Source organism: Bradyrhizobium sp. Leo170 (assembly GCF_004296405.1).
Taxonomy (GTDB): Bacteria; Pseudomonadota; Alphaproteobacteria; order Rhizobiales; family Xanthobacteraceae; genus Bradyrhizobium.
Map to the genome: position 1 here is coordinate 1 of NZ_PSRR01000011.1, position 20,943 is coordinate 20,943.

The 20,943-nt window shown below is 61.2% G+C and carries 23 protein-coding genes; 3 read left to right on the top strand and 20 right to left on the bottom strand.

The genetic code is table 11. From position 1 onward, the window contains the following. The first annotated feature begins 161 nt into the window (after nt 1-161). The 3 genes from CWO89_RS03815 (at nt 162) to CWO89_RS03825 (ending at nt 2,563) form a co-directional block, all read left to right on the top strand. A complete protein-coding gene (locus CWO89_RS03815; RefSeq protein WP_130577338.1) occupies nt 162-761 on the top strand; it encodes a hypothetical protein in 600 nt (199 codons plus the stop codon). A gap of 746 nt (nt 762-1,507) precedes the next feature. After that, complete coding sequence (locus CWO89_RS03820) at nt 1,508-1,705, top strand: hypothetical protein (protein WP_130577339.1); 198 nt, start codon at nt 1,508-1,510, stop codon at nt 1,703-1,705. 144 nt (nt 1,706-1,849) lie between these two features. Next, on the top strand, nt 1,850-2,563 hold the full coding sequence (locus CWO89_RS03825; RefSeq protein ID WP_130577340.1) for a response regulator transcription factor: 714 nt from the start codon (nt 1,850-1,852) through the stop codon (nt 2,561-2,563). Here CWO89_RS03825 and CWO89_RS03830 read toward each other — a convergent pair. The 20 genes from CWO89_RS03830 to CWO89_RS03925 form a co-directional block, all read right to left on the bottom strand. Beyond that, the gene (locus CWO89_RS03830) at nt 2,529-2,987 is read right to left on the bottom strand and encodes a hypothetical protein (RefSeq protein ID WP_130577341.1); all 459 of its coding nucleotides are present in this window, start codon (nt 2,985-2,987) and stop codon (nt 2,529-2,531) included. The genes CWO89_RS03825 and CWO89_RS03830 overlap by 35 nt on opposite strands. Beyond that, a complete protein-coding gene (locus tag CWO89_RS03835; RefSeq protein ID WP_245475691.1) occupies nt 2,978-3,475 on the bottom strand; it encodes a hypothetical protein in 498 nt (165 codons plus the stop codon). Before CWO89_RS03835 ends, CWO89_RS03830 begins: the two co-directional genes overlap by 10 nt. Before the next feature lie 23 nt (nt 3,476-3,498). Then, complete coding sequence (locus CWO89_RS03840) at nt 3,499-3,984, bottom strand: rod-binding protein (RefSeq protein ID WP_130577342.1); 486 nt, start codon at nt 3,982-3,984, stop codon at nt 3,499-3,501. 112 nt (nt 3,985-4,096) lie between these two features. Continuing rightward, entirely contained in the window at nt 4,097-4,519 is a 423-nt protein-coding gene (locus CWO89_RS03845) for a hypothetical protein (protein WP_130577343.1), read from the bottom strand. 7 nt (nt 4,520-4,526) lie between these two features. Next, complete coding sequence (gene fliR / locus CWO89_RS03850; RefSeq protein WP_130577344.1) at nt 4,527-5,276, bottom strand: flagellar biosynthesis protein FliR; 750 nt, start codon at nt 5,274-5,276, stop codon at nt 4,527-4,529. Beyond that, nucleotides 5,273-7,360 (bottom strand): flagellar biosynthesis protein FlhA, encoded by a 2,088-nt coding sequence (gene flhA / locus CWO89_RS03855; RefSeq protein WP_130577345.1) that lies wholly within the window; start codon nt 7,358-7,360, stop codon nt 5,273-5,275. The genes fliR and flhA overlap by 4 nt, the downstream gene beginning before the upstream one ends. A 177-nt stretch (nt 7,361-7,537) precedes the next feature. Continuing rightward, on the bottom strand, nt 7,538-7,804 hold the full coding sequence (fliQ, locus tag CWO89_RS03860; protein WP_027581587.1) for a flagellar biosynthesis protein FliQ: 267 nt from the start codon (nt 7,802-7,804) through the stop codon (nt 7,538-7,540). Nucleotides 7,805-7,807: 3 nt separating this feature from the next. Then, a complete protein-coding gene (flgD, locus tag CWO89_RS03865; RefSeq protein ID WP_130577346.1) occupies nt 7,808-8,218 on the bottom strand; it encodes a flagellar hook assembly protein FlgD in 411 nt (136 codons plus the stop codon). A gap of 17 nt (nt 8,219-8,235) precedes the next feature. Continuing rightward, nucleotides 8,236-8,646, bottom strand: a complete 411-nt coding sequence (gene flbT / locus CWO89_RS03870; protein WP_165420987.1) for a flagellar biosynthesis repressor FlbT — start codon at nt 8,644-8,646, stop codon at nt 8,236-8,238. 8 nt (nt 8,647-8,654) lie between these two features. Next, nucleotides 8,655-9,002, bottom strand: coding sequence for a flagellar biosynthesis regulator FlaF (flaF, locus tag CWO89_RS03875; protein WP_130577348.1), 348 nt, complete (start codon nt 9,000-9,002; stop codon nt 8,655-8,657). Nucleotides 9,003-9,040: 38 nt separating this feature from the next. Continuing rightward, complete coding sequence (locus CWO89_RS03880; protein ID WP_130577349.1) at nt 9,041-10,084, bottom strand: flagellar hook-associated family protein; 1,044 nt, start codon at nt 10,082-10,084, stop codon at nt 9,041-9,043. A 4-nt stretch (nt 10,085-10,088) separates the two neighbouring features. Then, on the bottom strand, nt 10,089-11,561 hold the full coding sequence (flgK, locus tag CWO89_RS03885) for a flagellar hook-associated protein FlgK (protein ID WP_130577350.1): 1,473 nt from the start codon (nt 11,559-11,561) through the stop codon (nt 10,089-10,091). Nucleotides 11,562-11,595: 34 nt separating this feature from the next. Continuing rightward, nucleotides 11,596-12,834: a flagellar hook protein FlgE gene (locus CWO89_RS03890; RefSeq protein WP_130577351.1), complete on the bottom strand. Its 1,239-nt coding sequence runs from the start codon at nt 12,832-12,834 to the stop codon at nt 11,596-11,598. Nucleotides 12,835-12,912: 78 nt separating this feature from the next. Beyond that, entirely contained in the window at nt 12,913-13,482 is a 570-nt protein-coding gene (locus tag CWO89_RS03895) for a transglycosylase SLT domain-containing protein (RefSeq protein WP_394565299.1), read from the bottom strand. Then, entirely contained in the window at nt 13,436-14,659 is a 1,224-nt protein-coding gene (fliK, locus tag CWO89_RS03900) for a flagellar hook-length control protein FliK (RefSeq protein ID WP_245475693.1), read from the bottom strand. Before fliK ends, CWO89_RS03895 begins: the two co-directional genes overlap by 47 nt. Next, nucleotides 14,656-15,843: a chemotaxis protein gene (locus tag CWO89_RS03905; RefSeq protein WP_130577352.1), complete on the bottom strand. Its 1,188-nt coding sequence runs from the start codon at nt 15,841-15,843 to the stop codon at nt 14,656-14,658. Before CWO89_RS03905 ends, fliK begins: the two co-directional genes overlap by 4 nt. Next, nucleotides 15,840-17,207, bottom strand: a complete 1,368-nt coding sequence (locus CWO89_RS03910) for a MotB family protein (protein WP_130577353.1) — start codon at nt 17,205-17,207, stop codon at nt 15,840-15,842. The genes CWO89_RS03905 and CWO89_RS03910 overlap by 4 nt, the downstream gene beginning before the upstream one ends. Before the next feature lies 1 nt (nt 17,208). Continuing rightward, the gene (locus tag CWO89_RS03915; RefSeq protein WP_130577354.1) at nt 17,209-17,853 is read right to left on the bottom strand and encodes a hypothetical protein; all 645 of its coding nucleotides are present in this window, start codon (nt 17,851-17,853) and stop codon (nt 17,209-17,211) included. After that, a complete protein-coding gene (gene fliF, locus CWO89_RS03920; RefSeq protein ID WP_130577355.1) occupies nt 17,850-19,472 on the bottom strand; it encodes a flagellar basal-body MS-ring/collar protein FliF in 1,623 nt (540 codons plus the stop codon). Before fliF ends, CWO89_RS03915 begins: the two co-directional genes overlap by 4 nt. A 129-nt stretch (nt 19,473-19,601) precedes the next feature. Then, complete coding sequence (locus tag CWO89_RS03925) at nt 19,602-20,852, bottom strand: flagellin N-terminal helical domain-containing protein (protein WP_130577356.1); 1,251 nt, start codon at nt 20,850-20,852, stop codon at nt 19,602-19,604. Between the last annotated feature and the right edge of the window lie 91 nt (nt 20,853-20,943).

Sequence of the window (20,943 nt, forward strand, 5' to 3'; positions counted from 1 at the left end):
GCGTGGCCGCAGCTACCGTTGACGAGCTGCTCGCCCAGGAGGCGCTCGCCACCATGAAGCGCACCCGCACAATGCCGCGGCCAGAGCCTGTCAGGCCCAAGGCGCGTACGCCCATCCCGGCCGCCACACTCGTCGTCAAGAAGCCGCAGCCGCGGACATGGATGGCGCCGTTCGTCACCCTCGCAGTGATCGTCGCGATCTCCTCTTTCATCTCCATAGGCGGCGTCGCCTTCCTGGTCTTGCGGCCCATTGCCATCAACACCGCATCCGATACCGAGCTTCGCAACCTCCGTGAGGCGATGTCGCAACTGCGGCGCAACGTTGCAACGCTATCAAGTGACGTCGCGGCGAACCGCGCGGCATTCGACACCGCAAACAGAGCCTCGAGCGACCGATTTGGCCGCCTGGTCCAAAGCGTCGAGCGCGTCGAAAGAGATCAGTCGATATCGGCCACCAGAGTCGAGCGCATGGCCGAAGCAAAGCCGCCGGTTGCGCGAACCGTGGCGGCAGCCTCATCCCCCGAAATCACTGGCACCATTCAGCCGCAGCCGCGGCCAACCAGTGCGCGACGAGAGATCATCCAGGGCTGGCGCGTGCGGCGCGCTTATGAGGACGTCGCCATACTTGAAGGACCAGCAGGTGTGATCGAGGTTGCTCGGGGCCAGGATGTGCCGAACCTGGGTCGCATCGAGGAAATCAAAAACGAGAACGGCGGCTGGCAAGTATGGACCAGCAAGGGCGTCGTTCCTTCCGCGCGTTGATGTGGCTGCTGCACGACCGATCGTATGACGCAGTCAATTCGCGCGATATGCACGCTAGCGTGCATCACCGATATGACCGCTAGCGTGCATAGCGTTGCAATGCAGGTACGACGTGCTCCAACTTTCCGCAGGTTCCACTCGCGCCGTGATCGTGCCGTGCGACGCGCTATCTGCATGTCGATCGTCAGACACACACCTGTTCGTGCAACGCGCGACGAACGGCAGTCCATCTATCGCATCTCCGGCGTGTGCGACGTTTTGCCACTCATCGTAGTCGAGCGCTCACCAAGGCAAGGCCGCACTTCGGCCAATTTCCATCACGTCAAGCGATGGTCTCTTGTCGCCGCATGATGATCTCGTGCCAGCAACGCCACTTCAACGCCGCGGCGCGATTGGGCTGATGATTGTGGAGTGCCTTCGCAGCTATTCGACAACGTCACAGTTGCCCAACCGACGAAGAATCTGACTCACGCGCGCGGAAAATGATCTCATCGAAACACGGATATGTTCCGCGACGGTTTCATGACGATGATCGCCACTCGTGGCGCTGCGGTCGGCAGAAGAATTCTCTCCCTTTGTCTCAACTTAGAGGAGCACATTGCCAAGTATTCCGAGCAGATCGGTTGAGTAAGCGTTTCAATAAAGCAACATCTACTCGCTGATGAGTTGTCTCGCAGTAGATGCCTAGTTCAATTGCTTGACGATCATACTCCACTTCGACGTAATGGAGACGTTCCGATTCGACAGTGCGCGAGCTGATGTTCCTTCTTGATGTGACCTTCAACAACAAGACGCCGTTCGCTTCTCGTCGCAATTTCGATCGGCTGTATCGAGACCAGACTGCAATTGCACGAACAGTGCTGAGGAACCCAAAAAGATTGCCGAGCAGCATCACCACGGCAACGTTCCTCATCGCCTCAAACGGCGGCATCACCCGCACCTGATCAAGCTTTCGAGCGAACCAGACGCGCGTGTTTCGGTCTCAGTAACTTGTATCGTGTCAGTACCTGTTGTGTTGCGTAACCAAGCGGAGCGAGCACGCCTGCTCGACTCCACAACAACTATCTAGGGCAAACAGGGGCATCCACATGTTCATCGTCATCGATGATCGGGAGACCGTTACACGGGGCTATGCGGCTGGATTCGATCGCGAAGGCGTCGTTTCGATCGGCTTCTCATCGAAAGATTTTCGCGAATGGCTACAATCCGCCGTAGGCAATGACGTAATGGCAATCGGGGCGTTTATCCTGGGAGACTGCTCGGACCGAACGAGCATTCCCAAGAGCATCCGCAACAAGTCTCACGCACCGATCATCGCCCTGAACAACCTGAAGCAGCTCCGGGATACGATCGAGTTGTTCGAAGCCGGCGTCGACGACGTTGTTCATATTCCGATCCATGTTCGCGAGATACTCGTTCGCACGGCCGTCATCCGACGACGAACCGGCGGTCAATCAGCCGAAACGCCAACGAGCCTGATCCACGTTTTTCTTGACGGCCGGGATCCGGAAATCGGCGGCAGAACGCTGGCCCTGCCGCGTCGCGAGCTGCGCATTCTCGAGCATCTGGTCGCGCACCAGGGAAAGTGGCTTACAAAGACCCAGCTCTTCAATGCGACCTACGGTCTTTTCGACTCGAGCTTCGACGAAAACGTAATCGAGGGGCACGTGAGCAAGCTTCGCAAGAAGCTCCGCAACCATCTCGGCTACGATCCGATCGAGTCAAAACGCTATATGGGATACCGGCTCGACGACTTGAGAAGGCGGTCTAACGGCGAATTTGATCCTTCGAAACATAATTGAAATCCTGGACGAGCACGTCCTGCAAGACCTCAGCCTGAAGGCGCTTGTTGACGTGCTCTCTGACCGTACGTGCAAAGTGGGCGAGATCGAATCGAGCGAGGTTCTTGAAGTCGAGATTCTCGTCGGAATAGATTTTCCGAAATGCCTCGTCCACAACAAAGGCTTCAGGCGGCACCGGCAACTGACGAAGCACTGTAGCATCGGCCGTGAAGACGAACTGTGCAACGATGTAGCCTTGGACGCTGCCTTCCGCGATCATCGGCACGTTGATTACCCTGGTCTTCTCATAGAGGAGGCCGCCCGCGTATTCCTGCTTGGCCGCAGGCGCGGCATGTCCTTCCTTCCAATAAGACAGAGCCAAGCTTGCACCGACGGTGACGATGCAGGCCCAGACTCCTGCCACGAGCAGCCTGACTATTTGCATCCACCCTGCCCCATCAATGAGTATGTGCCATCCGATTCAACTTCCTGGATCGACCTCGCGATAATCGCCGAGACCTCGCGAACGGCATCGAGGTGCATTTGTAGTGCGGCTTGATTTCTTACAAGGCCTGCCCGCAGGCGCGTCAGGTGCGCAACCACCCGCGGGTCGAACTCGATTCCCTGTGTCACGCGCATCGCCCTTGTCAGTTCAAGCAGGCCACGATTCTTGCGCTGACTAAAGGAATCAAAATCGACTTGCGTCCGGCTCTCAAGCTTGTCCGTCTCCTCGTCAATGGTTGCCGTGAGCCGCTCGATCGCATTCAACGCGTTGGAGTTGGTTCCGAGCCATTGAGCCGCGATATCCTGCGCATCCGTTAGCTCGGGCAAGGCTTGTTGTGACAGCGCCGGCAAACCGCCTCCCTCGGAAACAGTCGTCGCCTGCGCCTCGAGGATTTCAAGCGTTTGTTGCTGCTCGTTATTCTGATTCATCGTTGCGCTCATCTTGCTGCAAATTAGCCCTTACCAGTCGCGGAATTGGCAACGGAGCGCGCTTTCGCGAGCTGCTTGGCAATTCCGATTCCGTCACCCTTGGCCATCTCATTGCCGATCTGCTCAGCCAGCATCGACCGCCAGATCGTGCCGGCGGTTCCCTTGCCGAAAACCTCGCTTGCGTTCTGCGGCAGCATCGACTCGACGAACGTTTGCAGGACGAACGCTTCGAACTTTCGATACACAGCGCGATCGGTATCTGCCTTCCTGATGATCGTGGCGTGCCCGCTGCCGTCGATCGCACCGCCGCGCGCAGCGCCCGTGCCTTGCGCAGACGCTACGGTTCGTTCAAGCGCGCCTGCCTCGATCTTCCGGTCCATCGCCGCAGCGAAGTCTTCGCCGCCTGCCGATGAGGCGCGCTCAAGCTTGCCAGCGGCCGCGCGCTGGGAGACCGGATCTGCGGCCTCCATCACATCCAAGATAAGATCCGGTACGGGGGTGACCGTCATGCTGTGCCTCACTAGATCATGATCCGATTAGAGGGAATCGGATCATGATCTCATCTCCTTGTTTGAGCATGATCTTTTCGGAAAGCCGGTTTCCACTTTTCCGGATCATGCTCTAGCGATCCGAACTGGTTTCGTTGGCCTGCATTCTCTCGGCCGGCCGTTTTGCCGCTGTTTCAGTTACTTCCTCGAGGACGCGCCGCTCCTGCTCCCGAAATGCCTGCCGCGCGACCGTGCCGGCCATCCGGAGCACCTGCTTCAGCTTGCGCGCCTCGGTCATGGCCTGCGAGGCGAGACGCTCCTTCGCCTTGGCAAGCACTCCCTGTTCGACGCTCGCCGTCCTCAGATTCTGGCCCGCATTTTGCGCCGCCAACGGAGGCACTCCGTTCCCGTCGTTGAAACCCTCGATGATCCGACGCTGCCGCTCCTGCAGTTCATGCTCCTTCGCACGGCACTCGATCAGCTCCCATTCCGCAAGGCGGTGCATCTTCGCCTGGACGGCGGCGATGCGACGGATTTTGCGATCTCTTGATTTCATGCGTCGATCAACCGGCCAGCCACGATGAAAATGCGATAGTGAACTGCAGCACGAGTTCGCGACTGGTGAGATAGACCAGCATGAGGCCGCCGAACAGCACGAAGGGCAGCGAAATGAAATAGACGGGAATGCTTGGCGTCAGCTTGTTGGCGAGCCCGAGCGCGAGGTTGACGATGACCCCGTAAATGACGAACGGGCTGGCCACCCTGAGCGCCAGGACGAACGCTTGTGAAAGATGATCGGCAAGCTCGGAGAGGCCGGTCTCGCCGCTGATGCCGACCGCCGGCGTCCAGGTCCGATAGGAGCCGATGAGGCCGCGAAGCAGCTCCCAATGTTGATCGGTCATGAAGAACAGGACGATCGCCGGCAATGTGATGAATGGCACGAGGGCCGGCATGTGTTCGGTGTCTTCCATCGTTCCGGCTATTCCGCTGAGCCCGATCGCGGATGCCGCCATCGTCGCCATTGTTTCCAGCGCGAGGAAGAACACCCGGGCGGTCAGGCCAATCAGGAGACCGATCACCAATTCCGACATGATCGCACGGACGATGGCCGCCGTCGCAGCCGTCTCGACGACCGGGCGTACGGTGGCTTCGAGCAGGGGCGCCAGCATCAGCGTGACGTTGATGGCCAGGAACAGCCGGACCTGCACTGGAATGTTGGAACGAGAGAATCCAGGCGCAATCATCAGGCACGTGCCGACCCGGCAGAAGATCAGGAAGGTGGCCAGCACGGAGCCTGATGCGCTCGCGATCAAGAAATGGCTCCGAGCGACTTCACTTCGACACCACGAGCGATCTCGACGTGCGACAGCACCGGCAGGGTGGGGAACATCCGTTCCGTGATCATGCGAACATACTGACGCACCTCGGGGGGTGCGACGAGCACGACGCTTTCGCCCTGGCCCATTGCCTTTCGAACCGCGGTAGAGACATCCGCCGCAAACTGCTCGACAAGGCGGGGATCGGCGTCGAATTCCACGATCTCGCCCTTGGCATCGCGTTTGAGGCTTTGATGGAATGCGAGATCCCAGCGATTTCCAAGCCGCAGGACTTTCAGGACCCCGTTGTCGGCAAAGTCACCGCAGATCTGCTGCGCGATGCGCGTGCGAACGTGCTCAGCGATATGTTCGGCGCGGCGGACGTAAGGCGCGATTTCCGCAACGGCTTCGAGGATTAGGTGCAGGTTCCTGATCGAGATGCGCTCGGCAAGCAGCAGCTTGAGGACCGCTTGCAAGCCCGAATAGGAAATTTGCGACGGGCAGATATCCTCAATGAGCCGCTTGTACTCGGGATCGAGCCGATCCAGCAGGGCTCGCATGTCCTTGTAGGAAAGAAGCTGCGCCAGGTTGCCGCGGATGATTTCACTCAAATGGGTGAGAAGGACGGAAATGTTGTCCGCAACCTTGAAGCCATCCCGTTTGACTTCTTCGAGGAACGTCTCCGGAATCCACATCGCCTTCATGCCGAAGGCCGGCTCCACCGTCTCATCGCCCGGCACGTCCGGTTTGCGAACACCGTCGAAGAGCACCAGAACCTCGCCGATGCGAAGCTCATGCTGCGCCACGATAGTGCCATGTATCTTGATGCGGTAGCTCTTCGGCCCGACGGACATGTCGTCCGTCAGTTTGATCTCGGGAATCACAAACCCGTATTGGGTCGCAAAGCGGCGGCGTATCTTGCTGACGCGATGCGCAAGTTCCCCGTGCACATGCAGCATTTGAACCGCTAGCTGGCTGCCCACGCAGAGCTCGACGTCCGCCGTCTTCAGATATTCCTTGATCGATTCTTTCGACTCTGCCTGCGATCGTTCGCGCTCCTGCGCCGCAAGCGTCGCCTCATGCTGCCGTCTTGCCGCCTGCCGACGCGGAAGCGCGTAGCTCATGAACGCCATCACGCCGCCCAGGAAGGCAAAAGGCAGCAGTGGCAGGCCCGGCAACATTCCAAGAACGAACATCATGAGCGCAGCCACCGACTGCGCGCGCGGATATCCGCCGAGCTGCTTGAGCACCGTCTCCTCGGCCGATCCCCTGGTGCCACCCTTCGAAACGAGCAGGCCAGCCGAAAGGGAGACGATGAGCGCCGGGATCTGCGAGACCAGACCGTCACCGACGGAAAGCTTGGTGAAAACGTCGGCCGCCCGCGCCAGTGGGAGGCCGTGGTGGACCACGCCGATGACGATGCCGCCGAATATGTTGATCGCAGTGATGATCAGCCCGGCGATGGCATCGCCGCGCACGAATTTCGAAGCACCATCCATTGCGCCGAAGAAGGCGCTCTCCTCCTCCAGCTCCCTGCGCCGACGCTGCGCCTCCTTGTCGTCGATCAGCCCCGCGGACAGATCGGCATCGATCGCCATTTGCTTGCCCGGGATCGCATCGAGCGTAAAGCGGGCGCCGACTTCCGCGATACGCGTGGCGCCCTTGGTGATCACGACGAAATTGACCGTGACGAGAATGGCGAAGATGATCAGTCCGATGACGAAGTCCCCGCCCATCACGAACTTCGAGAATCCGGCGACCACATAACCGGCCGCGTGCTCGCCTTCGGCCCCGCGCGACAGGATCACCCGCGTCGTCGCCACATTCAGCGCAAGGCGAAGAATGGTCGCAATCAGCAGCACCGTCGGGAAGGCCGAGAAATCAAGCGGGCGCTGAATCCACAGCGACACCATCAGAATCAGGGCAGAGAGCGCAATCGAGAAGGCGAGGCCGACGTCAATCAGGACCGACGGAACCGGCAGGACCAGCATCGTCAGGATGGCGACGATGCCGACCGCAAAGGCAACGTCGGCACCCATCCGACGCTCGCTCGGCAGAGCTGGGCTTAGTGCTTGGGCCATGGGGATTCCTGGGACACCGTCATGTCAGCACATTGCAGCGCCTAGCTTGCGCGAAGGTGGTGGCGACCGCGCCCGGCTTCAGAGCGTTTTCGAAGTGGACACCGGTTCGCGTGAAGAAAACGCGTCAGAACAAGAACCTAGAGCTTCGGTTCTGATCCCATCAGAACCGAAAATGCTCTAGAATCCGTGCTCGATCCGCGAGTAGAGCAGTTCGGTGAAGGCGTAGATATGCGCGCCGATGAACGAGCCCGAGACCGCTACCACGATCAGCATGACCACGATCTTGGGAATGAAGGTCAGCGTCATCTCTTGCACCTGGGTCAGCGCCTGCAGCAGCGCAATCAGGATACCGACGATCATCGCAGCCCCGACCGCGGGGCCTGATACGACGATGATGGTCCAGATCGCCTGCTGAACAATGTCGAGAGCGTCGCGTTCGTTCATGGCTTAGCTGATCGTGATGCCCGGCCCGAGCTGCACCTCGACGCCATTGTCGAGTTTCGCGACGGCTCCGCCCTGGATGATTCGCACCGACATGATCTTGCCTTTGACATCCTCGCCATCGGAGCTCGTAAATGCCGCCGTGTGTCCGACCAGGCTTTCGGCCTGGGCGAGCGCGCTGGAGGACAGCAGCGTGTCGAGCCTGGTATTCGTCTGCATTGCCTGTTCGACGGCGGAGAGCTGCGCAAACTGGCTCATGTATTGCGACATGTCCGTCGGATTGGTCGGATCCTGATTCTTCATCTGCGCGATCAGGAGCTGCAGGAACTGATTGTAGGTCACCGTTGTCGGCGCGGACGAGGATTCTGAGTTCTTGTTCGCCGTCGAATTTGGAGAAGCCACGCTGTCAACGTTCATATTGTCCTCCTGATGCTTCACGCGACTTCGACAGGCCTCGGCAAATCGCCGCCGGCCAGAATCATCTGCTCAATCTCGAACAGTGCGCGAGTTCTGCGCAAAGCCTCATAGTATCGCTTCGATTCGACCAGCTTCTCGATCTGCTCCAGGCCGTCCAGAATCTCTGTGTTTTCGGTGGCTGCGAGCAGCCCCGACCGCTGCTGCCGATAGACAGCTTTCGCCTCTTCGACGTCGTGCGGGCTCATGAGCATGAGCTGGACGACGAAATAGAGCTGGCGCAGCGGGGTCGTCGCGTCCGTGACCTGCATGACCTGGCTCTCGAGCAGAAAAGTCACGTCATTGATCAGCTCGAGGGTCACCTTGCGGTCGGCCCTCAATACCGCTCCATTCACATAGATCCGCTCGCCGCCGCGCAACGAAATACAGATCGGCTTCTTCATGCGAGGGCGTCTCGGATGATGACGTTGATCGCGACGAGCTCCGCGACGTCGCTGGATTCCTCTTGCCGAAGCCGATCCGCTTCCTTGATGATCCACAGGCCGATCGAGATAAGGTCGGCGCGCAACTTTTCCGGAAGCCCGTTGCGGACGTTCGAAAGGTCCTCCACGAAGAACGCCCAGATTCTTCGAATGAACAGCAACGCCTCGGCGTCCTCTGGGGGCGCAAGATCCCCGCTCTGCAGACGCCTCAGCAGGTCAATCCCGTGGCTCAGGGCCTGTTGCTCGCGGGCACGTGCCTCCCGCCCGCTGTCCTCGATCACCGCATCGTAACTGGATAATGTCATCTAACTCGCAGCCGGCTGGTTACTGACGGGATCGCCGATCAGAGATAGTTGAGGATGCTGAGCTGCTGAATGCGCGCCGTGAGCGCCAGCGACATGTCCAGCTGGTTTTTCAAGTTTGTGACGCGAACAGACGCTTCCGCCGTATCGACCTCCTCCATCGCCGTGACCTGCTTCGTGATCAGATCGCTCTGGATCTTCAGGCGGCTCGTGGCGTTGTTTGTCTGCTCCTGGGCGGTTCCCAATTTGGCGCCGACACCGGCCAAGTCGTTGATCGCATCACCGATGATTTCGGTCGCCTTGTCGACCACCACCTGGAACGCGTTCTGGTTGAGGTTTTGCGTGCCGAGGTCGCTCAGCATCGTGTAGGCCATCGCCAGTTTGCGAAATGCAGGTTCGTTGGCGCTGGCTGACGAGTCGATGGTTTCGGTCGTCGAGATGCGGCTCCGCATCACCTGATCGGAAGCGGTCGACCAGTTTGCGCCCCAGGCGGGATCGTCGAACTGCGCCTTGAACGTCGTATCCAGGAAGTTCGTCATCGCCGCGGCGCTGATGTTCGAGACCGCGGTATCTGTTTGCGTGAAACCGAAATTTGCCAGGAACGCGGCATCGACGGCACTCTTGCTGGTCGAGCCGGCCTTGTAGTCAGTCACCGGCTGCACGCCGGTATTGATGCCGCCGAACAGATATTGGCCATCCGTCGTGACGTTCAGCGCGCCGATCAGACTCTCGAGGTTGGCGCGCGACGGCGTCAGGATGACGTTGCCGCCGTTGGCGGAATTGCGCGCCGCAAACAAATCCTTCTGGAAGGATTGCGCCGTGCTGATCAACTCGCCCACCCGCTGCTGCGAGACGTCGAGCCGTCCGCCGACAAGGGCGTTGGTGTCCACCAGCTTGTCGACGTCGAGCAGCTCGGCCCTGAGCGTCACATCACGGCCGGTGAGAGCGCCGAGCTCGCGGCCCACATCGGCGAAGCGGCCGGTCGTCGCCTCCTTCGTCGCTTGCGCGATTGCGGTCTGGCTCTTCATGGCCGCGATGCGCAACGTCGTCGAGATCGAGTTGGAGGAAATGAACGTCGTAGCCATACCGTTACCTCACCGCCGCCAGAAGGTCTTTCAACATCTCGTCGATCGTCGCGATCAGCTTCGACGACGCAGAAAATGTGCGCTCGACCTGCAACATGAACGACATTTCGTCGTCCATATTGACGCCGCTGACGTTGGACAGCGCTTCCGCGCTGCGCTCAAGCAGCGTTTGACTATAGGTCGCTTCATCGTTCGTGCTCTTGCGCTGAGCCTCCAGCCAACTCACCGACGAGCCGGCGAAGTCGATCAGGCTCGCATTCGGCTTGCCAAGAGCCGCCGGGTTGAACGGACGGCTCTTGGCCATCTCATCCACAAGGCCCTGCACCCGAACCGAGTAACCGGCGGCGCCGCTCGTGTTGTACCGATAAGCCACGTTGCCGGAGATGGCACCGTCTCTCAGCAGCAGCGGATTGCCACCTGCCCCCTGATCGACTGACGGGTTGACGAAGATGGCGCCGGCGAGCCCCGAGGAGATCACACCCGCCGGCGGCATGGCCGGCGCGCCCGGGTAGGTGAAAAGTCCGGGCACATCGGGCAGCGCCGCGCCAGTCTGGTCGCTCTCCGCGAACGTCTCGATCAGGCCGCGCGCGATTTCGTCGAGCTGGTTTTGATAGGTGACCGTGGAATCGTCGCGCAGCGCGGCAAGGCCCGCGAGCTTTCCGCCATGAATCGGCATCACAGCAGACGCGCCGGTGACGGGCACGCCGTCAATATAGACCGCATTTCCGGTGCTGCCCGCCGTGTAAGCAAAGGTCGGGGCGAGGCTGACCGACCGTGCCTTGGTCTCGAAGAGCGTAACGCCGGAATCCGTGTAGATGACCATATCGTTGTTGGCACGGGTCGCGACCGTTATGCCGACCTCCTGCGAGAGCTTGGAGAGGATGTTGTCCCGCATATCGAGGTAGTCTGTGACATCGCTTCCGCTGATGGTCCCCTTGACGATCGATGTATTGACCGTCTCGAACTGGGCCAGCAGTTGGTTGATGGTCGAGACCGATGTCACCATGTCGGCGTCGGCATCGGCGCGTACCGACTGAACCGTCTTCGTCGCATCATTGAGTGCTGAGGCGACGCCTTTGGCCGCCGTTACTGCCGCTTGTGCGAGCGTGATATTGTCCGGCGCCGTCGCATATTGCTGCAGGGCGCTCTTCAGTTTGGCAAGTTGCGCGGCCGGCGACTGGTCCTGCTGCGGGTCGTCAACGGTTGTCGCCGCGATCTTCTGCAGGCCGTTATAGATCGAATCCTGCTTGGCAGTGGAAGAGGCTGCCTTCAGCACATTGTAGAACAGTCCCTGGCTGGTGGCGCGCTGGATGCCAGCAACATAGACCCCGTTTCCTGGCAGCGACGCGACCAGCACATTCTTTCGCGAATAGCCGTCCTGCATGGAGCCGGCGATATTGCGCGATATCACGGAAGCCTGCGCACTGGTCGTCATGAGCGACGTACGCGCCGAGCTGAGTGCGACCGTGAGTGACATGAGACCCCCCGCCCCGATGATGCGCTGACGCCGCTTAGCGCTTCAGATTGACCAGTACGTCGAGCAGGTCGGCGCCGGTCTGGAAGACCTTTGAATTGGCGGTATATCCGCGCTGCGACTCGATCATCGATGTCAGCTCGGCCGCAAGATCGACGTTGGACTGTTCGAGCGCCTCCGATCTAACGGTGCCCAGGCCGCTCCGCCCGGCGAAGTCGAGCTGCACGTTTCCGGGGTCGATCCCGACCGAATAGACATTCCCAGCTTCCGGCACGAGATTGTCCGGGCTCGGCACTGTCGCGAGCGGAATTTTATAGGAGGCGAGCCGCGTGCCGTCGGCATAGATCGAGTACAGCGTGCCGTCGGCATCGACCTCCACCTTGTCGATCGAACTCGGAGCATTGCCGTTGACGTTCGGCTTGAAGGCGAAGTCGTCGGCGACCTGTGTCATCGCCGAAAGGTCGAGCGTGAACGGCGAGCCGCCCGGAATTGTAAACGTGAGAGTGGTGGGGCTGGCCGCGTCCAGCTTGCCTTTTCCGGTCGCACTGACGTCGAAGGTAAACGTATCGGAATCCAGTGGTCCGCTTGAATAGGGGAAACCGCCGTTCGTCGATGCAGCATTGTCATACGCTTGCACGTCCCAAGTGTTGGCCGCCGTCTTGAACATGTACACGTCGAGGGTCACCTTGTTCCCGATATTGTCGTAGGTGACGATCGAGGTCTTGGACGTATAGGCGGGCGGACCCGCGGTAATCGCTGCATTGGCGTCGAGATTGGCACTCTCCAAGGTCGCCCTCGTCGAGGGATTACCCTGAAGTGCCGTTTGCGCGATGTTGACGACGTCCAGGCCGGTCAGACCATTCGCGACAACGTTGGGCGGACCGTTCTTGACGTTATAGCCCATCAAATAGAAGCCCGCGGCATTGACCAGATTGCCTTCGCCATCCGGCACGAAGGAACCGGCGCGGGTCAGGAACGGCGTGCCGCCGGCATCGGTCACGACAAAGAATCCGTTGCCCTGGATCATGAGATCCGTCGCTGATGTCGTGTATTGCGGCGCTCCGGGATCGGAGATGGCGTAGCGGACATTCGTCTCCACGCTGCCCGAATTGTAGTTGCCGGACCCGCTCCTCAGAATAAGCGAAGAGAATTCGGTGGAGGCGCGCTTGTAGCCTGTGGTGTTGACGTTCGCGATGTTGTCGGCCACCGTCGACAGCTTGTTGGATTGCGCATTCATGCCGGAGCCACCAGTGCGCATGACACCATACAGACTCATCAATCACCTCCATCGTGAGTGAATATCATTAGAGCCGTTCTTCCTTGTGCGAGGCTGTCTGCGGCGCATTCCTCTAGCTCAGGTCGTGCGCTCCGCGCAGTATGCGCGTGCGCCGGTGGTCCACGCTCCAAAGCCGCTCGCCACCAAGCTTCCGATCACGCTGCAAATGTAGCGCCGTTGCGCGACCGTATTGTTCGGACCTGCGTTGTAGCGGGCGACCGCCATGGTCCAGCTCCCCTCCCGCGCGCGCAATTCCTTGAGAAAGCGCGCCGCATAGTCGACGTTTTTCACCGGATCGAACATCGCCTCGACGCTGGCGAACTCGCGCCCGTGATAATGATGGTTGATCTGCATGCAACCGAGATCGACTAGCTTGGCGCCCTTGCTCTTGGCCTCACGGAACTGAGCAACGGCATCTGGGAGGTCGCTAGCCATGGCTGTCCGGCCATCGATATTGAGCGCGTAAGGGTGCAAGACACCCTTGCGTCCCGTCTCGCTCAGGCCCACTGCATACAACACCCCAAGCGGCACGCCGTGAGCACGTGCCGCACGCGCCATCTCACGCTCGCAGAGCCCGTCGGCACGTGCGACGGTGGACAGGCTACAGATAGACAGCACCGCCATTGCGATCGACCGCAACCTCTTCATCCTGGCGACGCTCGGTTGGCTTGATGAACTGGTCATGGCCCTGCTGCCTGTTGTGACGCGTCCCGGCTTGCGCATCGCTCGACTGACGCTCCGAGGCGCCGTTGCTGAACTGCGATCCGCCCTGGGGCTGCTGCGACGATTGCTGGTCCGATTGCGCGTGCGATTGGCCGCCGCCTGACGTCGGATGGCGCACACTGCTATGGTCAATCGACGCAATTTCGAACGTGTAGCCGGCGGACCGCATCGCATCCATCAGGGCGCCGCGATCCTTGCGCAGCAGCTCCGTTGTCTCTGGCTGGTCCGCCAGCATCCTCACCTCGACGGCATCGCCGGCCAGGCGCATCCTCACGGTCACCGTACCCATGCTGGGCGGATCGAGTTGCAGCGTCAGCATCCTGATCGGCGCGTCCGGCCCCCGACGCATATCCGGAGGTGTGAAATCGGCCGCGGTCGCGGGGGCTGCGGCCGGCGCCGTTGACAGATCAGGAGCGATGCGATCGACGATCTTCTGCAGTAGCGTCGGCTGGCCGACGGGCTGGAAATGCGTCTCCTGTTCGCGCACCGCCACCTTCACCGTCGGCATGGGCCGCGTCTCGATTGCACTGACTGACGATGCAAAGCGCTGCTCGGGGACATCTACCTTTGGAGATTTTGGCTCACCCGGCGTGAGCAGGTCCGCTCGGTGATCGACCCGGGCTTGCGACCGGGCTGGGAGCGGAGCATCGCCATCATCCCGCGGAGAGAGTGGCTGATCGAGCCTGGAGATCATGGAACTGAGTGCAGCCTCGGGCGTGCGCCATTCCGGAGCAGGCGAGGTGATTTCTCCGCCCGGTTGGTGCGAGGAAGTCTCACGCGGCTGCTGGCGGGTCCGATCCTTGGGCCGACCGGCGACGTGGTCCAGCACTTCCGCGAGGGGATTGGACGGCTCAGGGTCCTGCGGAGACTCCATATCGACACTCTTGGCATCGAGCTGCGGCTTTATATCGAGCGGCTTTTGCTTCGTTCCCTGCGCGAGCACCCGGAGCTGCTCACGGAAATGCCCGGCGTCACCCTTGCTGTCCTCGACCTTCCCCTTGTGGTCCTTGGCGAGCATCGCGTTCTGGGGAGCGAGGCGCGAAGCCGCCTTGCCACCGGTGAGCTGGCGGATCATTGCCATCAAAGGGTCGGTCTTGTTCATCGAGCTCGCTCCTTCAATTGCTCTTTCGATTCGTCGAGAAGGACTTGCGCCCGATTGACGGCCGCAAGCGAGCGGCCGAAGTCGATCCGCGGGCGCATCGACGTCTGCGCCTCGCCTGACTGGTCCTGCTGTGCCGGGGCTGCGGGGAGCGCCTTTTTGACGTTGCGTCCGACCGCGAGCGCTGCCTTCAGCAACTCGGCATCTCGTTCGGGAAGCCGGCCAACCTCGATCTTCTGCAGATCCAACAGCGCTTGTTCATGCGCGTTTGTCACCACGCGCGCGGCCGCGCGATAAAAGCGCGCGCGCTCTCGCTCGGAACTCCCCTCTTCCGTGAGCCCCAGCACGCGCTCTGCCGCCAGATCCGCCATTTCGACCTTGCCGCGCACCAGCGCGGTGCGCGCGATCAGCAGATACAGGGCGCGCTGGCCGGCGTCGTCGAGTTGATCGAGCAAGGCGACAAGGCGGGGAAACCGATCCGATTGCTGCACGAAGCTGAAGCGCGCGACAGCCACTGCGAGGCGTTGGCGGAAATTCCCCGCATAGATCGAATGCCTGAAGCGTCGAAAATATCTTTGAGCCAGCGCTTCGAACCTGTCGAAATCGTCAACCTGGCCGGCGACGAAGATCTCCCGACGCAGCGCGGCCTCCTCGACCAGCGTTCCCGGCATCAGTAGTCTCGCGTCATCGAGCCGTTCGATCGCGGCTTTCGGGTCGGTCTGCGCGACGAGCGCGGACTGCACCAGCGCAATTTCGGCCGCGATGGTCGGCGGCAAGTCGCGCGCATGGATGCTCCCAAGCCGCGCCTTGGCGTCCTCCGCCCGGCCTTCCACATAGGCGATCGCGCCATCCAGGATCGCCTCATCGAGGACGAGCAGTTTCCGGGAGCGCAGCGCTTCCACCACCTGGGGCGATCCTCCGCTCAGCAGGAAGGTCACCACCGCGCGCGAGTTTTTCGGCTCCTTCCAGACGGACGGATCAACTTTCTGAAACTCTTCGCCCAATCGCTTGAGCAGGGCCGGCTGCGCATTGTGCGCCTCCAGGCTTCCGCGCGCGATGTCATCCTGCAAAGCGTGAAGCGTCCGGACCAGTTGATAGGGTTCGCGCGACGGCGCTTCAGCCTCTTCCGCTCGGGCTGCGCCGACCAGAACGACCAGCGCGACAGCGATGGTTCCCGCGCGGTTCATGGCAAAGGAGTACGAATCAAAAGCTCGATCCGCCGATTCTCGGCGGCCGACGGATCGTTCTGGTTTTTCGGCCGGCGATCGGCAAAACCTTCGATATGGTCGACGCGCCGGGCATCGAGTCCGCCGCGTATCAGCATGTGATAAGCCATGTGAGCGCGCGCGGTCGACAATCTCCAATTATCGTATTCCGACGATCGATAGGGGCGATTATCGGTATGGCCGCGTACAATCACCGGACCCTGGCTTTGCGATATCAAGGGCGTGATCTTGTCGAGGGCCCGCACGAGGCCAGCGGTTGGTTCGGCCGACCCGGTGGCGAACATGCCGTAGTTGACATCGTCGGTGAGGCTGATGAGGAGGCCCTCATTGCTCTCGCGGACCTCAGCAACAGGACGCGCCGATCCGAGCGGCGCAAGAGCGGCGGAGATGGCAGCCTGCAATTTGGCCGCCTCGGTCTGCACAGGCTTCCTTTCGGCTAGCGGAGCGGCTGAGCCTTTATCTCCTGGAGGAGCGGTTGAGCCCTTGTCTCCTGCGGGCGGAGTCGAGCCCTTCTCTCCTTGCGCCGCAGATGAACGATTGGCGGCCGGATCGTTCATGGAGTCATCATCGGCGAACAGGCCAATCGCCTTTGCCGTATTCTGCTTTTCGGTCGGTACCGGATATCCCTTGGCTGAATCCGATCCCTGAATGGGGGCCGCCGTGGCGTCCGGCTTGCCTTCCGACGGGCGTGGACCTTTTCCCTCGCTGAGCGCCGTGGCGTCATTGTCGAACGGCAGATTGCCAAGCTCCTTGCTGCCTGACGCCTTCTTTTCCAGCGGTGCTGAAGACCCCATGGGCCAATAGACGGGATCAAACGGGTCTTTGAAGGCCTCGCCGCCCTTCCAACCCTCTTTGCGGGTCGAATCCAGCGCAGTGCCCACTTCCGCGATCCGCGGGGGACCGCCGGCAATTTCCGACAGCACCGCGTAAGGATCGCGGAACAGCGTCGCCTCACCGAAACGCGGCGGCTGCGCTGGCTGCGCCTGCTCCGGGCGCTGCGTATACTGCGCCGACTTGCCCGGTTCGGGTTTCGGCCGCAGGCTGTCTTCCTCCTCGGCCTTGCCGGGATCGACGCGCCGGGCATCGTTGATACCCTTGCGGTCAGGGGTCGAGTCGGTCAGCTTGATCGGATTGAAGTAGTTGGCGACGCTTTCGCGCGTTTCCTGGTTGGTGGCGCTGATGAGCCACATCACCAGGAAGAACGCCATCATCGCCGTCATGAAATCGGCATAGGCGATTTTCCAGACACTGTTGTGTGATTCCTCGCCGTCGAGACTGCTCCGGCGTCGAACGATGATCAGCTCTGCCCTGTCTTGATCGGCCATGTCAGTTCAGGATCGCGAACTTCAGTCGCTCCGCCCAGAGCTTGATCTGGGTTTCAAGGAAGACCTGATCGACGGTGACGGAAGCCTCCGCCACCGGAGCGGCCCGAAGCTCCACCGCAATCGCGCGTACCGCAAGCTTGCCGCGCAGCACCTCCACCAGTTCGGCAGGGCATGTGACCCGCAAAGCCGGCCGGCGAACATCGGAGGCGACCGACGCGAGCTGCTCGACGAAGGTGCTAACCGCCTGCTTCTGCACCGCGTTCGAAATGAACGGCTCGAGGATGCGTGCCGTCACTCCGGCGATCTTGGCTTCAAGCTGCGCGCCCGCTTCGGCGATCTCGCTGGCAATCTTGACAGCCATTTCATCCAGCAGATTGTGCTTTTCCTCGGCGAGCTGCATGCTCAGCCTGTGTCTCTCGTCGGCAAGCTTCTGCTCGAACTCGGCCAAGGCCGCCGCATAGCCGCTGGACCTTCCACGCTCATACGCCTCGTCCTCGGCGGACGGAGGCGGCGGGGCCGCCGACCTCGGCTGCGCCTTGGGAGTGGAATGCTGGGTGTAGTCGAACGGAATGACGCGGCTACGAGCCTTCTGCGGCTCCGGCTGATCGAAGCTTGCCAGCAAACGCGCGACCTTGTCCGAACTCATGCCGACTCCTCCTGCCTAATCCATTGCTTGAGAATCGCTGCCGCCTGCTTCTCATCAAGCTGAACGATTTGCTCCAACCGCCTCTGTGGAGCGTGCAGAACTCTTTTCGATATATCCTGGACGAGATTTGGCGGCTCTTCCCCGAACTGCTCCATCGAGCCGCCCTCGCGGCCGAGTAGCGCGGCGGTCTCGCTCGTCTCGAGCTGGGCAGTCTCGGCCGAGCGGGAGTCGAGGATCGCGTTGATCGCGGGCCGCAGGCCGAACCAGATCAGCATTGCCGCGACGGCGACGATCGCGACCGCGCTGACGAAGGCGCCCGACTGCCGCATCAACACATCGGTGAAGGTGATTGCAGGAACCGGCGGGAAGTCGCGCGCGCCTTCCATGAACTCGACCGCCGACACCTGGATCTGGTCTCCACGCTGACGGTCAATACCTGCCGCGGTTGCGGCGAGCTGGCTGATCTCGGCGACCTTTGCCTCCAAGGCCGCATCGCTGGCCTTGTCGCCAAGGCTGGCCTGGAGGCGCGGACGATTGACCAGCACCGCAAGGAACAGCTTGTTGACGACGTAGCCATCGCTCACGGTCGTCGTCGTTTTCGACGACACCTCAAAGTTGGTGACGTCCTCGCGCCGCTGCTTCTCATCGTTGGTATTCTTGTTACCGGACGCGTTGATCTGTTGATCCGGCAGGTTCTGCTGCACCGTCGTCGGCGTCTGCCGATCCAGGCTCTGCGACGATTCCTTCTCACGAACGGCGCGAACCGATCTCTGGACGCGGGACTCCGGATCGTAGACGGTCTCGTTGGTCTGCCGCTTGTCCGTGCTGAGCTGAGTGGCGACGCTGACTTCAAAATTGTCGAGCCCCAGATAGGGCGCGAGCGCCTTGCTGACATTCTCCTGGATCAGCCGGCTGACGACGCGTTGCAGGTTCGCCATGCTTGTCGGCGCCGCACCCTCGTCGTCTGATGAAAGCAGCGATCCATCGCTGTCGAGGACAGTCACCTTGTCGGCCGCCATCCCCGGGACGGCCGCGGCGACGAGGTGACGAATCGATCGCGCCGTTTTGGCATCGGCAGCCCCGTCGGTCCGGATCACAACAGATGCCGAAGGCGGCTGCTGCTCGCGCCGGAACGATCCACGCGCCGGCATGACAATGTGGACGCGCGCGGCCTTCACGCCTTTGAGGACCTGGATCGTACGGGCGATCTCGCCTTCGAGTGCGCGGACGCGGGTGACTTCCTGCATGAAGGAAGTGAGACCGAGGGAGCCGATCTTGTCGAACAGCTCGTAGCCTCCGCTGCTGCTGTTCGGCAAACCTTTCTCGGCCAGTAACGTTCTTGCCTGGGCGGTCTGCCCTGGTCGCACGAAGATGGTGTCGCCTGAGGCATTCACATCAAAGGCAATGCTAGCGTCGCGCAGGACCGAACCGACGCGCGAGACGTCTTCCCGGCTAAGACCGGTGTAGAGCACATCGAATTCCGGCCGACTCAAGTAATAGGCGCCGCCGCCCACACCCAAGAAAACGGCAAGGCCGACAAGCGCGAGCACGGTGAGGCGCCTGGGGCCAAGCTCGAGCAGATTGTTCCAGAGCCGTTGCGCATGTTCGCGGTTAACCATCAAACCCTCTGCCATACTTCCGAATCGATTCTCGATCGTGAAGCTTGTCCGAGGGTTGCGCGGCGCGAACCATGCAAAACGGCCGCGACCAGGTCGGTCGCGGCCGTCGTAGTCAAGAGATCAAGTTTACTAGCCGCGGAACAGCGACAGGATGCTCTGGCTGCCCGCGTTCGCGATCGACAGCGCCTGAATGCCGAGCTGCTGCTGGGTCTGAAGGGCCTGCAGACGGGTCGATTCAGCGTTCATGTCGGCGTCGACGAGCTGGCCGATACCGCGATCGAGCGAGTCAGTCAGGGTCTTGACGAAGTCCTGCTGCAGGCCGATGCGGTTCTTGATGGCACCGAGGTTGGTCGCCGAGTCGGTGATCTTGGCGAAAGCATCCTGAGTGCCCTGGATGTAGGTCTCGAGCTTGTTGAGGTCAGCAGCGCTGTCGGTGAGCTTCGAGATGTCCAGCGTCGCGACGCTGAAGGTTTCCCAGGCCGTACCGTTATAGGCATCGTAGGTCTGGTCGAGGATGCCCTTCTTGGTGGCGACCGGCGGGGTGATCGCGGTCATCGAGACCGCGGCACCGAGACCGGAGACGCTGGCGTCGATCGAGATGTCCGCGTCGTTGCGGCTCTTGAACGACAGCGCGTCACCGGCCGCCGAGACGCCGACCGACAGACCCTCGATGCCGAGCTTGTTGATCGCCGTCGCGATGTCCTTGAGGGAGGTGTTCTTCGCCACAGCGATGTTGGTGGCCGTGCCGCCGACGGTCACCACGATGTTGCCGCCAACGTCGTTGGTGGCATCGTAGGCACCCGTGGTGGCCGTCGGGAAGGCCTGCGCGGCGTAGGTGGTGTCCAGGTTCGCGTCGTAGAGCTTGATCGAGTCAAGATTGACCGAAAGCGTGTCGATCTTGACGGTGCCGCCGGCACGAGAGAAGGACGAAACGACGGTCTTCGAGGAGTTGTAGCTCGCCGAGGTCGAATCGACCGAGATCCAGTTTTCACCGTTGAAAACCGCGCTGTCGGCGGTGTTCTTCAACTGCTTCTGCAGTTCGGTAATTTCGCTCTGGATCTTGGCGCGATCGACGCCAGGCGTACGGGCGGCAACCAGCTTCGCGTTGATCTGCGAGACGACGCTGACGGTGCCGTTCAGGCCCGTATACATCGTGTCGATGGTCGCGGCGCCGAGGCCGAGGGCGTCCTGCACGGCGCTCAGAGCCATGTTGTCCGAACGCATCGTGGTGGCGATCGACCAATAAGCGGCGTTATCGGACGCCGTCGACACCCGGTAGCCGGTGGAGATGCGGTTCTGGGTGGTCGCAAGACCCGCGCTAACCGTCCGCAGGGTCTGCAGAGCGGTCATGGCGGAGGAGTTGGTCATCAAGCTTGACATTGATTATGTCCCTTAGTGTGAGGTGTTTATCTGGGGGGACATACCGGGCTTTCACCGGTACGGCAGGGCGGCATCATGCCTTTGGGGTTGA

Excerpts from the sequence above, each read along its gene's own strand:
- CWO89_RS03815 (WP_130577338.1), top strand. The coding sequence starts at position 162 with ATGGCGCCGTTCGTCACCCTCGCAGTGATCGTCGCGATCTCCTCTTTC.
- CWO89_RS03825 (WP_130577340.1), top strand. The coding sequence starts at position 1,850 with ATGTTCATCGTCATCGATGATCGGGAGACCGTTACACGGGGCTATGCG.
- CWO89_RS03830 (WP_130577341.1), bottom strand. The coding sequence starts at position 2,987 with ATGCAAATAGTCAGGCTGCTCGTGGCAGGAGTCTGGGCCTGCATCGTC.
- CWO89_RS03835 (WP_245475691.1), bottom strand. The coding sequence starts at position 3,475 with ATGAATCAGAATAACGAGCAGCAACAAACGCTTGAAATCCTCGAGGCG.
- CWO89_RS03840 (WP_130577342.1), bottom strand. The coding sequence starts at position 3,984 with ATGACGGTCACCCCCGTACCGGATCTTATCTTGGATGTGATGGAGGCC.
- CWO89_RS03845 (WP_130577343.1), bottom strand. The coding sequence starts at position 4,519 with ATGAAATCAAGAGATCGCAAAATCCGTCGCATCGCCGCCGTCCAGGCG.
- flhA (WP_130577345.1), bottom strand. The coding sequence starts at position 7,360 with ATGGCCCAAGCACTAAGCCCAGCTCTGCCGAGCGAGCGTCGGATGGGT.
- fliQ (WP_027581587.1), bottom strand. The coding sequence starts at position 7,804 with ATGAACGAACGCGACGCTCTCGACATTGTTCAGCAGGCGATCTGGACC.
- flgD (WP_130577346.1), bottom strand. The coding sequence starts at position 8,218 with ATGAACGTTGACAGCGTGGCTTCTCCAAATTCGACGGCGAACAAGAAC.
- flaF (WP_130577348.1), bottom strand. The coding sequence starts at position 9,002 with ATGACATTATCCAGTTACGATGCGGTGATCGAGGACAGCGGGCGGGAG.
- CWO89_RS03880 (WP_130577349.1), bottom strand. The coding sequence starts at position 10,084 with ATGGCTACGACGTTCATTTCCTCCAACTCGATCTCGACGACGTTGCGC.
- flgK (WP_130577350.1), bottom strand. The coding sequence starts at position 11,561 with ATGTCACTCACGGTCGCACTCAGCTCGGCGCGTACGTCGCTCATGACG.
- CWO89_RS03890 (WP_130577351.1), bottom strand. The coding sequence starts at position 12,834 with ATGAGTCTGTATGGTGTCATGCGCACTGGTGGCTCCGGCATGAATGCG.
- CWO89_RS03895 (WP_394565299.1), bottom strand. The coding sequence starts at position 13,482 with ATGAAGAGGTTGCGGTCGATCGCAATGGCGGTGCTGTCTATCTGTAGC.
- fliK (WP_245475693.1), bottom strand. The coding sequence starts at position 14,659 with ATGAACAAGACCGACCCTTTGATGGCAATGATCCGCCAGCTCACCGGT.
- CWO89_RS03905 (WP_130577352.1), bottom strand. The coding sequence starts at position 15,843 with ATGAACCGCGCGGGAACCATCGCTGTCGCGCTGGTCGTTCTGGTCGGC.
- CWO89_RS03910 (WP_130577353.1), bottom strand. The coding sequence starts at position 17,207 with ATGGCCGATCAAGACAGGGCAGAGCTGATCATCGTTCGACGCCGGAGC.
- CWO89_RS03915 (WP_130577354.1), bottom strand. The coding sequence starts at position 17,853 with ATGAGTTCGGACAAGGTCGCGCGTTTGCTGGCAAGCTTCGATCAGCCG.
- fliF (WP_130577355.1), bottom strand. The coding sequence starts at position 19,472 with ATGGTTAACCGCGAACATGCGCAACGGCTCTGGAACAATCTGCTCGAG.
- CWO89_RS03925 (WP_130577356.1), bottom strand. The coding sequence starts at position 20,852 with ATGTCAAGCTTGATGACCAACTCCTCCGCCATGACCGCTCTGCAGACC.